Genomic DNA, 16,254 nt, shown 5'->3' on the forward strand with positions numbered 1-16,254 from the left:
TGTCTTTGACGACTGAAGAGGCCGTCTGAAACTTTTTCAGACGGCCGCAACTGGTGCTTGAGAAGTGGATAACATTATTGCCAATCCTACCGCATCACAGTCGTTCTCATTATAAAATCAAGGCGTTAAAACAATACCAACTCCTTTCAACTTTCAATTGCAAACATTGTAATGACAGATATTTTCGTTTAGAATTGCATGTTTGCTCTAAATCTGGATTGATATGCAGACAACACAAGCCACATCCAACTGGGAGCTGTACAAGCGTTTGCTTGGATATTTAAAAAGCTATTGGAAGATGTTTATCGTCTCCGTAGTAGCCATGCTGATTGTCGCCGGTACGATGCCGGCTTTCGGTTACTTACTCAAACCTTTGATTAATGAAGGTTTTGTCGATAAAAACATGAAAAGCATGTCATGGTTGCCGCTGGCAATTGTGGCGCTGTTTTTCGTTCGCGGCCTGTTCAACTTCATTAACGAATATTGCACGACTTATCTGTCCAGCCACTTGGTGCAGCGTTTGCGCGGTGAAATGTTCAATAAAATGATGCACCTGCCGACTTCGTATTTCAGCAGCAATACCGGCGGCCGTCTGATGTCGCGCATTTTAAACGACGTCAACCAAATTACCGATGCAGGATTTAACGTCATTACCGTGATCGCCAAAGACGGCGTGAGCGTGGTCGGTCTGTTGGGCTTGTTGACTTATCTAAACTGGCGTTTGACCCTGATTACTTTTATTATTTTGCCGGTCGTCGCCGTATGTATCCAAACGGTCAGCAAACGCTTGCGCAAATTGTCTGCCAACAATCAAATTTACATCGGTCAGCTGATGCAGGTTTTGGGAGAAAGCATCAATGGTGAACGTGTTGTGAAAATCTATGGCGGTCAAGATTATGAAAATCGCCGCTTCAACCGTATTGCCGACGATGTGCGCCGCAACCTGCTCAAACAGGTTTCCGCCAGCTCTGCCGGTACCGGCATTACGCAATTAATGGCTTCGGTTGCACTGGCTGCGATTATTTACGCAGCGGCACGCCAAGCAGGGCTTTCAGGATTTAGTGCAGGCGATTTTATGTCGTTTTTGTCCAGCATGATCATGATGTTTGACCCCATCAAACGTATGACCGGCGTGATGCAATCCCTGCAACGCGGTTTGGCGGCGGCAGAAAGTGTCTTTACCTTTTTGGATCAACCCGAAGAGAGCAACGAAGGCAAACAAATCCTCAGCCCAAACCCTGGAGATATTGAATTTTGCGATGTTGTACACCGCTATCCTGAAGCCGAACGCAACAGCTTGAACCACATCAACCTGCTTGTACCGCAAGGCAAAGTGACTGCATTGGTCGGCGCATCAGGCTGCGGTAAAACCACTCTGGCCAATATGTTGCCGCGCTTCCTCAATCCGGATGAAGGCAAGGTTTTGATTGGCGGCGTCAACATCAAGGAATATACACTCGAAAGCCTGCGCAGCCGCATGGCATTTGTCGGCCAAAACGTTATCCTGTTTAATGGTACGATTGCTGAAAACATTGCCTATGCTCAAGCTGACAAATTCAGTGAAGAAGAAATTATCAATGCTGCAAAAGCCGCGAATGCTTGGGAATTTATCCAAAAAATGCCGCAAGGTTTGCACACTGAAGTTGGCGAAAACGGTTTAAAACTGTCCGGCGGCCAACGTCAACGCCTCGCCATTGCGCGTGCGCTTTTGAAAAATGCGCCGATTTTGATTTTGGACGAAGCCACCAGCGCATTAGATAATGAATCCGAACGTTTGGTACAAACCGCATTGGAAAACCTGATGCAAAACCGTACCACATTGGTGATTGCCCACCGACTTTCAACCATCGAAAAAGCCGACAATATCGTTGTGATGCACGAAGGCAATGTAGTCGAACAAGGCACTCATCATGAATTGATCAACGCAGGCGGACGCTATTCCAACCTGCACAGCCTCAGCGAAAAATCAGCCAAACCGGCAAGCAAGTAGCTGAACACCATATTCCATTCTTTTTATTAACCTCGGCCGCCCCTACCTATTCTTTTCAGACGGCCTTATCCGACAGGAAATATCAATGGCAGCATTCAACACCCAGAAAGTCTTGTCCGTACACCACTGGACCGACGCTTACTTCACTTTCACCTGTACCCGTGACGAGTCTTTGCGCTTTGAAAACGGCCAATTCGTCATGGTCGGCCTGATGGTAGACGGCAAACCGCTGATGCGCGCATACAGCGTGGCTTCTGCCAACTGGGAAGAGCATCTGGAATTTTTCAGTATCAAAGTACAAGACGGCCCATTGACCAGCCGCCTGCAACACCTTAAAGTCGGCGACGATGTCCTCATCAGTAAAAAACCGACCGGTACACTGGTTGCCGGCGACCTGAATCCGGGCAAACATCTCTACCTCTTGAGCACCGGTACCGGTATCGCCCCTTTCTTGAGCATTACCAAAGACCCTGATGTTTATGAGCAATTCGAAAAAATTATCTTGGTTCACGGCGTACGCTACAAAAAAGACTTGGCATACTACGACCGCTTCACCAAAGAATTGCCCGAACACGAATACTTGGGCGACTTGGTTAAAGAAAAACTGATTTACTACCCGATCGTTTCACGCGAAGAATATGTACATCAAGGCCGTCTGACCGATTTAATGCGCAGTGGCAAACTCTTTGAAGACATCGGCCTGCCTAAAATCAATCCGCAAGACGACCGCGCCATGTTGTGTGGCAGCCCTGCCATGTTGAAAGATACCTGCAACGTCTTGGACGAATTCGGCCTGACCGTTTCTCCGAAAACCGGCGTTCGCGGCGACTACCTGATTGAGCGCGCATTCGTCGATCAATAACGTACGTTAGCAACAGGCCGTCTGAAACCCTTCTTTCAGACGGCCTAAACCTTAATAATTTATCCCACATTATGCCTACTCTACTCATCATCCGTCCGTCCAACCGTCCACAGCAAGATATCCAAACCTGCCATACAGCCGGTTGGCAGGCTCAGGTATTGAGTCCGATTGAAATAGAGGTGGATCGTTCGGCGCAAAAAAAACTCCCCGAACAATTCAAGCAAGCCGACGTCGTGTTTTGGGTCAGCCCGACCGCTATTGAAACCGCAGCGCCGCATCTGAACTTTTCAGACGGCCACAAAGCACACATTACCGTCGGCCAAACCAGCCAACATACTTTGGCGCAATTCTCCCCCTATCCCGTATTCTCTCCCGAAGACGGCAACGACAGCGAAGCCGTCTTGAGAATGCCTATTTGGAAAAACCTGCCACCCAACGCCCGAGTTCTAATCATTCGAGGTCATGGCGGCCGTGATTTTTTAGCAGACAAACTGACCGAACTGGGTTTCCAAATCGACATCGCCGAAATCTATTTCAGACGGCCACACGCCATCGATTGGCAGAACTTTAAAACTGAAGACATCGCTGCCGCCTACGTCACATCCGGCGAGCTCGCGCGCGAATTTTTCCATCAGATTCCGCCGCAATTTTCCCGATTCTTCGAATCCTTGCTATACTTTACCCACCATCCGCGTATTGCCGATGCACTTCGCATCGTCGGCGCCAAACATGTAGAAACCGTCACTTCTTTATCCGCTGCACTTTCATCCATGCCACAAAGGAGTCAAGCAGTGAACCCAGTCGAAGACAATAAAGATACCCAACAAGTTGCCAATACGGCAGCTCCGGCGCCTGAACGTTCTGAAAACACCAGGCCGTCTGAACAAATCAAACCTACCCAACCTCAGCGAGTGGAGGCGAGCATGCCCGAGTCCAACAATCTCCCACAAAACAACGCCCCTGTTATCATCAAACAATCTGGCGGCAAAGCCTTGGCCGCAGGTGCAACCGTCTTGGCACTGCTTAGCTTGGGCGCGAGCGGATTCCTGTTTGTACAGGGCCAAAATGTTTTAAAAAACCAAGAGCTCGAATTCAACCAAAAAATCGACAAAGCTGCATTGGGCGAGTCTGAAAACGCTAGCCTTCTAAAAGACAACCTCAACCGCCAAACCGCTATTCAAGCCGAGTTAGACCGCCTGAACAACGGTCAAAAAAACAATAGCGATCAAATCCTGCAATTGCAGAAAGCTTATCAAGAGTTACTCAAAGGCCGTATCAACTGGCTGGTCGACGAAGCCGAATCGATGTTGAACACTGCTTCGCAACAATTGATGCTGTCAGGCAACCTCCAAGGCGCAGTCAGCGTATTGGAACACATCGACAGCCGCTTAAGCCGTTTTGAACAACCTGAACTTATCCCCATCAAACAAGCCATCAGCAATGATTTGGCCGCGCTAAAAAACCGTCCTTATGTCGATATTTCCGCCACTGCCTTGCGTATCGACCGTTTGGAAACCGGTATTTCAGGCCTGCCTTTGGTTTTGGACGGCGTATTGAAACCGGGTGCCGCGCCTGTCGAAGTCGCCAATTCAGGAACTTGGTGGGAAAACACATGGGAAAAATCCCTCAATGCCCTCAAAGGCTTGGTTGAAGTCCGTCATCTGGACAGCAACGACGCCATGTTGATTTCGCCCGCTCAAACCTACTTCATCCGTGAAAACCTACGCCTGCGCCTTTTGGATGCGCGCATTGCCCTGTTGCAACACAACGGCGAAGTGTATCAAAGCGATTTGAACAACGTTGAAGCAACCGTGAAGCAATACTTCGACAGCAAATCCCCTGCTACCCAGTCATGGTTGAAAGAGTTGGCCGAACTCAAAGCCCTTGATGTCCGCATGATTTCAGACGACAGCCTGAAAGCCAGCTTGAGCGCCGTTCGCGCTTATCAAGAAGGTTCGCGTATACAAATGACGACCGTAGAAGCTGCACAAACCCAAGCTGCCGAGAAAACCGCTTCCGCTCCGGCTGCAACTACCGAGCAAGCCACAACTTCCGCACCGGCTGCCACTTCCGCTCCTCAGTCTTTAGAAGCACCTGCATTGCCGTCTGAAAACAAAAAAGAACCGGCCGCCGAAGCTGCCAAACCACAAAACCAAACCAAGCCTGCTGCCAAAATTAAAGGAGAGCAAGCATGAAAACCGTCGTTTGGATTGTCATTCTGTTTGCCGCCGCCGTCGGTTTAGCGTTGGCTTCCGGCATTTATACCGGCAACGTGTATGTCGTGGTTGAACAAACCATGCTGCGTATCAATCTGCATGCCTTTGTTTTAGGCCTGCTGTTGAGCGTATTCGTCTTGTATTTCCTGATTAAATTCGTGTTCGGCCTCTTGAACATTCCGGCGCGTATGCAACGCTTCGGCATTGCCCGCAAAGGCCGCCAGGCTTCTGCCTCTTTGAACAGCGCGGGTCTGGCATATTTTGAAGGCCGTTTTGAAAAAGCCGAACAAGAAGCCGCCAAAGTCTTGCAAAACAAAGAAGCAGGCGACAACCGCACCCTGGCTTTGATGTTGGGCGCGCATGCGGCCGACCAAATGGAAAACTTCGAATTGCGCGACCGCTACCTGCATGAAATCGAACAGCTGCCACAAAAACAACAACTTTCCCGTCATCTTTTGCTGGCCGAATCTGCACTGAGCCGCCGCGATTATCCGACTGCCGCACAAAACCTTGAAGCCGCAGCAAAAATCAATAGCAACTTAAGCCGCCTGGTCCGCCTGCAATTGCGTTATGCCTTTGATCATGGCGATGCTGCAGATGTCTTGGCAAAAGCAGAAAAACTGGTTAAAGCCGGCGCCATCAACGATTACGAAGCCGAACAGTATCAAAATTGGGCATATCGCCGCCTCTTAAGCGAAGTAACCGATGCAGGCAGTCTGAAAGCTTGTTTGAAACGCATTCCTGAAAGCTTGAAATCAGGCGAATTGTGTGTCGCGATTGCCGAAAAATACGAGCGTTTGGGTTTGTATGCCGAGGCGGTCAAATGGGTTAAAGCCCATTATCCGCAAACCCGTCAGCCTGAGCTCTTGGAAGCATTTGTCGAATCCGTACGTTTCCTAAGCGAGCGCGAGCAACAAAAAGCCATCGACTTGGCAGACTCTTGGCTGCAGGAACAACCCGACAATGCACCACTGTTGATGTATCTTGGCCAACTGGCTTACGGACGCAAACTTTGGGGCAAAGCCCAAGGCTACCTCGAAGCCAGCATCGCCCTGCAACCCAGCGTATCCGCACATTTGGTCTTGGCCCGCGTGTTTGATGAAACAGACCAACCACAAAAAGCGCAAGAACAACGCAATCTGGTTTTGGAAAGCGTGGCCGAAGAAGAACATCCGGCAGCTCTTCCTCAGTCAAATTGATGTGCTGATTTCGCATTAAGCAACAATATGAAATCTACAACAAAACCAACTACTTAATCATTTCAGACGGCCTCAATACATATCTAAGGCCGTCTGAACTTTGTCCAACACACCAAATCAGAAAGCCTCTCTACCATGACTGCTCTGAAAAACGACACTTTCCTCCGCGCCCTGCTCAAACAGCCTGTCGAATACACTCCTATCTGGATGATGCGCCAAGCCGGACGCTATCTGCCTGAATACAAAGCCACGCGCGCGCGCGCAGGCAGTTTTCTCGATTTGTGCAAAAACACCGAGTTGGCAACCGAAGTTACCATCCAACCTTTAGAACGTTTTGATCTAGACGCGGCAATTCTGTTTTCCGATATTCTGACCGTTCCCGATGCCATGGGTTTGGGCCTGTATTTTGCCGAAGGCGAAGGCCCGAAATTTGAACGCGCCTTGCAACACGAAGTCGACATTGCAAAACTGCAAGTTCCTGACATGGAAAAACTGCAATACGTCTTTGATGCCGTAACTTCCATCCGTAAAGCACTAGACGGCCGAGTTCCGCTGATCGGCTTCTCAGGCAGCCCATTCACACTTGCCTGCTACATGGTTGAAGGCGGCAGCAGCAAAGAATTCCGCACCATCAAAACCATGATGTACTCGCGCCCCGATTTGCTGCACAAAATCCTCGACACCAACGCCCAAGCCGTTACCGCCTACCTCAACGCCCAAATCGACGCGGGTGCGCAGGCCGTGCAGATTTTCGATACTTGGGGCGGCGTCCTGAGCGATGCGGCGTTTAAAGAATTCAGCCTCAAATACATCCGCCAAATCGTTGCCGGATTGAAACGCGAAAGTGAAGGCAGACGCGTTCCCGTTATCGTGTTTGCCAAAGGCGGCGGACTGTGGCTGGAAAGCATGGCAGAAATCGGCGCAGACGCATTGGGCTTGGACTGGACATGCAACATCGGTGAAGCCCGCCGTCGCGTCGGCGAACAAGTTGCCCTGCAAGGCAACTTCGACCCATTTGCCCTCTTCGGTACACCGGAATCTATCCGCACCGAGGTCGCACGCATTCTTGCCGACTATGGCAACGGCAGCGGCCATGTATTCAACCTCGGACACGGCATCAACCAACACGCCAATCCGGAACACGCCAAAATTTTGGTCGATACCGTACATGAATTATCCCGTCAGTATCACCGTTAATTAAAACAACTCAAAGGCCGTCTGAAAACAGAAACACGATTATCGTGTAAATTTGTTTTCAGACGGTTTTTCTATATACTTAATATCTGAAGCTTATCAGCTGACACCTTCAAACTTAAAAACACATCCACTCCCGCTACCGAATATGAATTTTTTTAAAGACATCACCTGGACCGAAATTTTCATCTTCGCCCACACCTGCGCCGCACTCGTCTGTATGCTGCGCGTGTTGTACAAACAAAAAAACATCGGCTCAACCTTTGCCTGGCTGATTATCCTATTCCTTTTCCCCGTATTCGGAACCATCGCCTACATCCTTATTGGAGAGCCTCGTCTAGGCACCGCCCGCGCCAAACGTACCGGCGAAATGAACCGCTTCTACCGCAACTTTGCCGCCACCCATCTAGCCGATATCTATCTCGACATTGCCGACCAAGTCAAATCACGATACCACGGCATCAGTAAAGTTGCCGAAAAAGGAACGGGGCTGGGTGCAACCAAAGGCAACGCCATGAGCCTGCTCTCTACCACAGATGCCATCATCGACAGCATGCTTGCGGACATACGCGCCGCAACCCATTCCTGCCTGCTGGCCTTTTACATTATCGAACCCAAAGGCCGCATTGAAGAAATTTTAAATGAAATTCTTGCCGCCGCAGATCGAGGCGTTGACTGCGCCATTCTGGCCGATGCCGTCGGCAGCAGGAGTTTTTTTGAAAGCGATTGGGTAGAGATACTGCGCCAAGCAGGCATTGAAGTACATACCTCATTGCCTGTCGGCATTTGGCGTACATTATTTACGCGTACCGACCTGCGCAACCACCGCAAAATCCTCGTTATCGACAGCAAAATTGGTTACACCGGCAGCTTCAACCTCGTCGACCCGCGCTATTTCAAACAAAACTCCGGCGTTGGAGAATGGGTCGATGTCATGATGCGCTGCACAGGGCCTATGGTTTTGGAACTGTCTGCCGTCTTCTTCGCCGACCTTGCCGTCGAAACCGATGAAAACCTCCAAAACGTACAAACATACCTCAACCAAGCCCAAAGCCTGCTGCCCCAAATCCTTCCTGAAAAAATGCAGCAAGACGATATCGTTGCCCAAATCATTCCATCCGCCCCCGAGCAAGGCAGCTTCGTTATTTACGAAACCATCATCAGCGCCATCTATGCCGCCACCAAACAAATCACGATTACCACCCCCTACTTTGTCCCCGACGAGCCGCTTCTCATGGCATTAACCGTTGCCGCCAAACGCGGCGTCAAAGTGACCCTGATACTGCCTGCCAAAGTCGATTCACTGATGGTTCGCTACGCCTCACGCGCCTACTACCCTATGTTGCTGGAAGCCGGCGTCAAAATCGCCATGTTTGAAGGCGGTCTTCTACATGCCAAAACCATGACTATTGACGAAGACTACTCCCTCTTCGGTACGGTCAACATGGACATGCGCAGTTTCTTCCTCAACCTAGAAATCAGCCTCGCCATCTACGATCGTGATACCACCAAACAAATCTGCAACCTCCAACGCAGCTACCTTAAAAACAGCAGCTACATTGCCATCAAATCATGGCAACAACGCTCCAAACTCCGCGACCTCGTGGAAAATGTCGTCCGCCTGATGAGTCCTTTACTGTAAAACATAAATATTTAAGCCGTCTGAAAAATACTTTTCAGACGGCCTTTTTTATATATAAAAATTATATCGTTCTTTTATTTTAAATCAGATGCTTAAGCGATCATTTACACCAACCAAACAAACCAATACCTATCCCTATTCCAAACTGCATGGTTACAAATAATTTGACAAAATCATTTTTAGGGATATAATATTTCTCATATATGATTTTTATTATATATATATTTATTTATAGATAATTCATTCTGAAACAAGGAGCAATAAAATGAAACGAAACTTGGGTACTTTGGATCGCGTAATCCGTATTGTTATCGGCGTAGCGCTGATTGCTGCAGCCGCTACCGGACACATTGGCTGGTGGGGTTGGCTGGGCATCATCCCCCTGGGTACAGCACTGATTGGCAACTGCGCGCTGTACAGCTTATTGGGCATCAACACCTGCCGCATCAACAAAAAATAAAGAAGGCAAAACATGAGTACGGTCGGACAACTCCCGCAAATCAAGCCTTCCGAAGCAATGGCAAAAATCCGTGAGGGCGCGTTGGCAGTGGACATCCGAAGCCAAGCCGAATATCGGGGCGGGCATATTGGCGGCGCATTATCCCTTCCGCCTGAACAGCAGCGAGACAAACTGCCCGATGATACTGCCCCATGCCTGATTTTTTATTGCCTGAGCGGTAAACGTACAACACGGGCAGAAACAATATTGTCAGCGCTTGGCCAAGGTCGAGAATGTTATATTCTAGAAGGCGGCTTACTTGCATGGAAAGCTGCAGGGCTTCCTATTGTTGCCGACCGTGCCGCACCGGATATCATGCGGCAGGTGCAAACCATTGCGGGCAGTTTGATTCTGTTGGGCGTGCTGGCAGGTTGGCTGGTATCGCCTTGGTTTTATCTGATAGACGTGATAGTCGGCGCAGGCCTATTAACGGCTGGACTAACCGGATTCTGCGGCATGGCTCGCCTGCTGGCCAAAATGCCATGGAATCATTAAGCAAAGGCCGTCTGAAAGTTGCTGCTGAGGCCATTATGACTGATAATTCGACCTCCTCATTTGCCGAAAAGCGTGAAAAATGACCATTGCCGACAATCAACCGCCCTACGAAGAAGCCACCGCTTTTCTCAAACTACTGGCCAATCCCAACCGCCTCGCCGTATTGTGCAAACTACATGAAAGGCCGCACAATGTAACCGAGTTGGCTGAATCATCCGGACTGCCGCAAGCGGCAATGTCCAGCCAATTAGCGCTACTGCGTGAAGCCGGTTTGGTATCGTTTGAAGTGAACCATCGGGAACGGCAATATTACATTGCCGACCCGAGGGTAACCGAGATGATACAGTTGCTGTATTCCTTTTTCTGCGCAGATAAACCTTGAAATGTTGCCGAAATAGGATAGCCAAAAAATCTATCCATTTATAATTTTAGAGGCCGTCTGAATCTTTTTCAGACGGCCTCTACTATAATTTTTAGTCTTGCCATATCATCTCGTGTTTAGAACCATAAGTAATCTTCTTGATATTGCTTTCAAGAGCAATTTCTTTATCTAATGTTCCTGAGTATTCCGAACCTGCTAATTTTTGAAATAAAGTAATATTCAGCTCATCGTTGCGGTTAGTTATTTTGATATCTGAAATACCCATTGCACTATTGCCTAATAAGCCTGTCAAATGCACCTGCCTATTCCCCTTAGCTTCATTGACAGTAATTTTAAAATTCCAAATATCTTCCAACTTAATTTCATCATTAGAGAAAAAGCAGCCGGATAAAATCAAGCCTGTTACTCCCAGCATCATTACCCTCATTTTCATAATAATTCCCTGATCGATTTAGCAGCCTTAGACTCAATTTTCAATCGCCGACAGTTTCAGTATTTTCAGACGGCCTTTTTATACTGCTTCTGTATTCACACTTAAAGCATGTATGCGTGCCGCACACTCCCCTGTATGTAGGTTTGACGTGCACTATTTAAAAACATGATGAGCGGAGATATTTGGCTGCACAACGGCTGCCTGAAAATCAGCCCGAGCTGCCATGTCAAGCTGGAAACGTGGGATGCCATTGATGCAGACGATGTAATTTTATCATTGGATAACAGCCCTGAAGAAATCGGAGCAGGTTTAAGGTTGGCATTGAGCCGCTGCCGATAATATTTGGCAAAAGGTCGTCTGAAAACTGGAAAAATGTTTCAGACGACCTTTTTTACACTCAAAGCCCGCGTGCGTACCGTATACACCCTACCTGCAGGTTTAATGCGGGCTACGGCTTGTTAGGGCTTAAATATTTCTTCTCGATGCCACTTAAAGTATTTTTCGCTATCAGGGTGAATTTTTAATTTTGTATCAGTTGAGATGCCTAGTCGGAACAGGTTTTTTTCAGAAAGCCTTTTGCTAATACGGATTTTGCCATCTGGCTCAAACGTAATCAGCCCACTATCAAACAAGGCATCAATGTTTGGGGCGAGCATCAAGCCGTTGTATGGGTCAAGCCGTTGCCATTCTTCATCATCCTTGCAGTCGCGCCAAGGTTTGATATGGCTGGCAATCAGCAATTCAGGCATATCCACGCCGCTGATGGGGCATTGCGGATACCGTTCCAATACGCCGTTTCTGAATTCGCCTTGACCTCTGCGGGCGTTAATCAGGCGCTGGATTTCGGTTTTGGCTTCTTCGGTTGTGGCGTTTTCTAAGCGTTGGTTAAGTTCATCTAAATCATTTTCCAAAGATTGTTGATAGGCTACCTGAAAAGTGGGTATTTCAATGTATTCGCTGGGGACGTAATCTTCCATACAATGTCCGCATCCGGTTAAATGTTTATTATATTTCTGCCGAGAATAAGCCTCTAATGCAGGAATGGAATTAGAACAAACTTTATAATAAGGGCTTGATTCAGTAGTGTAGTTACCATTCTCATTGCTGATACATGGTTTCCTCTTTATTCCTTGTACACGATGTATCATAGGATATTTAGAAATGGGTTTGCCTTCTTTGTTTATATTTAATATATAACCATCAGGGTTGTTCTCTCTCCATTTCAAATATTCGGCATCATTAGGCTCATCTTTAAAAATTTTGAGTTCGGGCATAATATTTCCTTTGAAAATAAACATACGCTGGATTATTAGAAATTTCACAGACCTGTAAAAAAATGAATGTTAGATTTTGTTCCAAACTACGTCAGAAATGCCCACAACGGTATTTCATTTGTTGCTTGCTGTTCCAATCGGCATCATAAATCTTTTGCCTACTACATGAAAAGTTTTTCCAAGCAGATGTAGGTCGGATTCTAGAATCTGACAGCTTCATACGGGAGATTTTGTCGGATACAAGTATTCGACCTACAAATTTTGGATAATAAAAGGCCGTCTGAAAATCGTTTCAGACGACCTTTTTTCACTAGCCTCTACTTTGCAACCACTCTTTCTTTCAAAATCTTCAACACACTCTTCACTGTCTTAATCCTCATCTCCACATCCTCCATCTGAGCCGTAAACTTCAACTTATCCGCCCCTGCCAGCCGGTATTTTTTATCTGTCTGAATCAGCAGGATAATTTCTGTTGGGTCGATTTGGTGGTGTTTGCCGAAGGTAATGGTGACGGCTTCGCTGGTCGCGTCGATGGCGTCTATGCCCAATTCTTTTGCTGCGAGCCGCAGGTGGTGGCTTTCGATGAGGGTTTTGACGGGTTGTTCGGGCAGACCGAAGCGGTCGACCAGTTCTTCATGTATGGCGTTGATTTGCTGCACGGTTTCGCAGACGGCGAGGCGTTTGTAGAGGACGAGCCGTTCGTGGATGTCGGGGCAGTAGCTTTCTGGCAATAATGCCGGGCTGTGCAGTTTGATTTCTGTGGTAATGCCCAATGGCGCGTCGAGATCGGGCTGGCGGCCTTTTTTGAGGTCGCGCACGGCTTGTTTGAGCATTTCGGTGTAGAGTGTGAAGCCGACCTGTATCATTTCGCCGGATTGTCCTTCGCCAAGGATTTCGCCTGCGCCGCGGATTTCCAAATCCTGCATGGCGAGGGTGAAACCTGCGCCGAGTTCGTCTGCCGCCGCGATGGCGTCTAGGCGCTTTTCTGCGTCTTTGGTGATGTATTCGGGCGTGAGCAGGTAGGCGTAGGCTTGGTGGTGGCTGCGGCCGACGCGCCCGCGAAGCTGGTGCAGTTGCGCCAGCCCGAATTTGTCGGCACGGTTGATGATGATGGTGTTGGCGTTGGGGATGTCGATGCCGGTTTCGATGATGGTGGAACAGAGCAACACGTTGAATCTTTGCTGCAAAAAGTCGCGCATCACTTGCTCCAGTTCGCGCTCGCGCAGTTGTCCGTGCGCCACGCCGATGCGGGCTTCGGGTAGCAAGGTTTCCAGCCGCTCGCGCATGTTTTCGATGGTATCCACTTCATTGTGCAGGAAAAATACCTGCCCGCCGCGTTTGAGTTCGCGCAACACGGCTTCGCGCACGCTGCCTTCGCTGAAGGGTTTGACAAAGGTTTTGACGGCGAGGCGGCGGCTGGGCGCGGTGGTAATCAGCGAGAAGTCGCGCAGACCTTCGAGCGCCATGCTGAGGGTGCGCGGAATCGGCGTGGCGGTCATGGTAAGGATGTCGACATTGGCGCGCAGGCGTTTGAGCTGCTCTTTCTGGCGCACGCCGAAGCGGTGTTCTTCATCAATAATCACTAAACCTAAGTTTTTGAATTTGATGTCGTCCTGCACCAGTTTGTGCGTGCCGATAACGATATCGACCGTGCCATCCGCCATGCCTTCCAGCGCGGCTTTGGTGGCTTTGCTGTTGTTGAAACGCGAAAGGCTGGCGACTTTCACGGGGAAATCGGCGAAGCGGTCGGCGAAATTTTGCGCGTGCTGCTCGACCAGAAGCGTGGTCGGGGCGAGTACGGCGACCTGTTTGCCGCCCATCACCGCCACAAACGCGGCGCGCAGGGCGACTTCGGTTTTGCCGAAACCGACATCGCCGCACACAAGGCGGTCCATCGGCTTCGCCTGCGTCAAGTCTTTAATCACGGCGGCAATGGCGGCGGCCTGGTCTTCGGTTTCTTCGTAGCCGAAGCCGTCGGCAAACGCCTGATAGTCCAACTCGTTGATTTCAAACTTGTGTCCCGATTGGGCGGCGCGTTGGGCGTAGAGGTTGAGCAACTCAGCGGCGGTGTCGCGCGCTTTTTCGGCGGCTTTACGTTTTGCCTTATTCCACGCGCCGCTGCCGAGCTTGTGCAAGGCGACGTTTTCATGCGCTTGGCCGGAGTAGCGGCTGATTAAATGCAGTTGCGAAACAGGTACATAAAGCTGCGCTTCGCCCGCATATTCGAGCAACATCATTTCGTTGGTTTCGCCGCCCAAATCCATCGTTACCAAGCCCATATACCGCCCGATGCCGTGTTCTTCGTGCACGACGGGGTCGCCGATGTTGATTTCGGCAAGGTCGCGCAACAGGCCGTCTGAAACGGCGGCGTGTTTCTTGCGGCGGTTATGGACACGCGAACGGGCGACGTATTGGTAGAGGTCGGATTCGGTGATAACGGCGATGGCACTTTGAGCGGCAACCGCTTTGCCCTCTCCCCAACCCTCCCCCACGGGGGAGGGAGCAGGTTGCTGTTGGATTGGCTCGTGCAGATCATTTGCGACGGGATGCAGGTTGCTTTCGGTTTTCAGGTCGTCTGAAACGGCTGCTGCATTCTGTTCCCTCTCCTGAGGGAGAGGACTAGGGAGAGGGTTTGTTACGGCTGCGGGAAATTTGGTTTGGTCGGTAACCGTTTTGCCTTCTCTCTTGGAGGCAGGAGTGGGTTGCTGTTGGCTCGGAGATTGCAGCCCGCCCAGTTTGAACCCGTACGCCAACGGCGCGACCGTAATCATCAGCGGCTCATGTGCCGATAAAAAGCCCTGCCAGTCGGACACAGGTTTGGCTTTCAAGCCGTTTTGCTGCAAGAAGCCGAGCATGGTTTCGCGCCGTCCCAAACTTTCGGCGCACAGCAAAATTCGTCCTTCAAAGGTCGTCTGAAAATCCTTCAATGCCTGCAACGGTTTGTCGGATTGGCGGTTGACGGCAAGGTTGGGCAGAGTGTGTTCCTTGCCGGAAACATCGGGCAGCACCTGTCCGTAGTTTTTCAGACGACCTGCGAATACATCGGCAGAGAGATACAAATGCTGTGGAAGCAAAGGCGGATAGGTTTCATCGCCCTGCGCCATGGCGTAACGCGATTTGACGTCGCTCCAAAAGCGGTTTGCCTCAGCGTGAACGTCGCCCAAAGAGACAAACAGCGCGTCTTCGCCGATGTAATCAAACAGCGTTTCCAGCTCGTTTTCAAAAAACAGCGGCAGATAATATTCCACGCCCGCGCCGAAATGGCCGTTGCTGACGGCTTTGTACACAGCCGCATCGTTCGGATTGCCATCGACTTCCTCGCGGAAGCGGCTGCGGAAAATCTTTTGCGCTTCGCTGTCGGTGGGGAACTCGTGTGCCGGCAGCAGGCGGATTTCGGAAACAGGGGAAATGGTGCGCTGCGTTTCTGTGTCAAAGGTTTTGATGCTGTCGATTTCATCGTCGAACAAATCGATGCGGTATGGCATCTCGCTGCCCATCGGGAACAAATCGACAATGCCGCCGCGCACGGCAAATTCGCCCGCCGCGACAACATGGGAAACATGGTTGTAACCCGCATCCACCAAATCGGTTTTCAGACGACCTATATCCAAAGTCTGCCCCGTTTTCAGCCAAAACGTGCGCCCCGCCAGAAACGGCACGGGCGGCAGCTTCTGCATCGCCGTGGCAACCGGCACAAACAACACGTCCGCCACGCCGCTCTTAATCTGCCACAACGCCGAGAGCCGCTCCGACACCAAATCCTGATGCGGAGAAAAACGCTCGTAAGGCAACGTTTCCCAGTCCGGCAGGAACACCGCCGTATCGTGCGGACGGAAAAACAGCCAGGCCGTCTGAAGGCGTAGCGCCTGTTCCGCATCTTGGGTCAAGACAACCTTGAGCTGCTTATGCGGCAGATAACGTGCCAAAGCCAAGGGCAACGAGCCTTGAGACAGATTGAGCCAACGGGATTTTTCACGGGGTTTGGGAATCGGATAGGTCATGACAAAACAGTTTGTAATAAGTAAATACAAGCACCACAGGCCGTCTGAAAAATTTTCAGACGGCCTT

General features: G+C 49.9%; 12 protein-coding genes and 2 pseudogenes. 11 read left to right on the forward strand and 3 right to left on the reverse strand.

Annotated features, from left to right (window positions below):
- Positions 1-223 precede the first annotated feature (223 nt).
- The 10 genes and pseudogenes from msbA (at position 224) to HMPREF3052_RS01550 (ending at position 10,479) form a co-directional block, all read left to right on the forward strand.
- The gene (gene msbA, locus HMPREF3052_RS01510; protein ID WP_070748042.1) at positions 224-1,990 is read left to right on the forward strand and encodes a lipid A export permease/ATP-binding protein MsbA; all 1,767 of its coding nucleotides are present in this window, start codon (positions 224-226) and stop codon (positions 1,988-1,990) included.
- 85 nt (positions 1,991-2,075) lie between these two features.
- The gene (locus HMPREF3052_RS01515; RefSeq protein ID WP_049328975.1) at positions 2,076-2,852 is read left to right on the forward strand and encodes a ferredoxin--NADP reductase; all 777 of its coding nucleotides are present in this window, start codon (positions 2,076-2,078) and stop codon (positions 2,850-2,852) included.
- A gap of 71 nt (positions 2,853-2,923) precedes the next feature.
- Positions 2,924-3,616: pseudogene (locus HMPREF3052_RS11975) on the forward strand (uroporphyrinogen-III synthase); the annotation flags it as partial.
- Positions 3,617-3,775: 159 nt separating this feature from the next.
- Complete coding sequence (locus HMPREF3052_RS11980; protein WP_283126935.1) at positions 3,776-5,047, forward strand: uroporphyrinogen-III C-methyltransferase; 1,272 nt, start codon at positions 3,776-3,778, stop codon at positions 5,045-5,047.
- Positions 5,044-6,267, forward strand: a complete 1,224-nt coding sequence (locus tag HMPREF3052_RS01525) for a heme biosynthesis protein HemY (RefSeq protein ID WP_070748046.1) — start codon at positions 5,044-5,046, stop codon at positions 6,265-6,267. The genes HMPREF3052_RS11980 and HMPREF3052_RS01525 overlap by 4 nt, the downstream gene beginning before the upstream one ends.
- A gap of 135 nt (positions 6,268-6,402) precedes the next feature.
- The gene (gene hemE, locus HMPREF3052_RS01530) at positions 6,403-7,464 is read left to right on the forward strand and encodes a uroporphyrinogen decarboxylase (protein WP_070748047.1); all 1,062 of its coding nucleotides are present in this window, start codon (positions 6,403-6,405) and stop codon (positions 7,462-7,464) included.
- A 145-nt stretch (positions 7,465-7,609) separates the two neighbouring features.
- Positions 7,610-9,103, forward strand: a complete 1,494-nt coding sequence (cls, locus tag HMPREF3052_RS01535) for a cardiolipin synthase (protein WP_070748049.1) — start codon at positions 7,610-7,612, stop codon at positions 9,101-9,103.
- Positions 9,104-9,368: 265 nt separating this feature from the next.
- On the forward strand, positions 9,369-9,563 hold the full coding sequence (locus HMPREF3052_RS01540; RefSeq protein ID WP_036491196.1) for a YgaP family membrane protein: 195 nt from the start codon (positions 9,369-9,371) through the stop codon (positions 9,561-9,563).
- Between the two features lie 12 nt (positions 9,564-9,575).
- Entirely contained in the window at positions 9,576-10,097 is a 522-nt protein-coding gene (locus HMPREF3052_RS01545) for a rhodanese-like domain-containing protein (protein ID WP_070748051.1), read from the forward strand.
- 79 nt (positions 10,098-10,176) lie between these two features.
- On the forward strand, positions 10,177-10,479 hold the full coding sequence (locus HMPREF3052_RS01550; protein WP_049328980.1) for an ArsR/SmtB family transcription factor: 303 nt from the start codon (positions 10,177-10,179) through the stop codon (positions 10,477-10,479).
- Positions 10,480-10,570: 91 nt separating this feature from the next.
- Here HMPREF3052_RS01550 and HMPREF3052_RS01555 read toward each other — a convergent pair whose 3' ends face one another.
- Positions 10,571-10,897 carry a hypothetical protein gene (locus tag HMPREF3052_RS01555; RefSeq protein ID WP_283126933.1) on the reverse strand — a complete coding sequence of 109 codons (327 nt, stop codon included), beginning with the start codon at positions 10,895-10,897 and terminating at the stop codon, positions 10,571-10,573.
- Between the two features lie 162 nt (positions 10,898-11,059).
- On the opposite strand from HMPREF3052_RS01555, the pseudogene HMPREF3052_RS01560 reads away from it, so the two are divergent.
- Positions 11,060-11,251, forward strand: a pseudogene (locus HMPREF3052_RS01560) (contact-dependent growth inhibition system immunity protein); the annotation flags it as partial.
- 119 nt (positions 11,252-11,370) lie between these two features.
- Here HMPREF3052_RS01560 and HMPREF3052_RS01565 read toward each other — a convergent pair.
- Both HMPREF3052_RS01565 and mfd read right to left on the reverse strand, forming a co-directional pair.
- A complete protein-coding gene (locus HMPREF3052_RS01565; RefSeq protein ID WP_060975078.1) occupies positions 11,371-12,186 on the reverse strand; it encodes an HNH endonuclease in 816 nt (271 codons plus the stop codon).
- A gap of 317 nt (positions 12,187-12,503) precedes the next feature.
- Positions 12,504-16,187, reverse strand: a complete 3,684-nt coding sequence (gene mfd / locus HMPREF3052_RS01570) for a transcription-repair coupling factor (RefSeq protein ID WP_070748054.1) — start codon at positions 16,185-16,187, stop codon at positions 12,504-12,506.
- Between the last annotated feature and the right edge of the window lie 67 nt (positions 16,188-16,254).

The organism is Neisseria sp. HMSC056A03, assembly GCF_001815685.1.
Classification (GTDB): Bacteria; Pseudomonadota; Gammaproteobacteria; order Burkholderiales; family Neisseriaceae; genus Neisseria; species Neisseria subflava.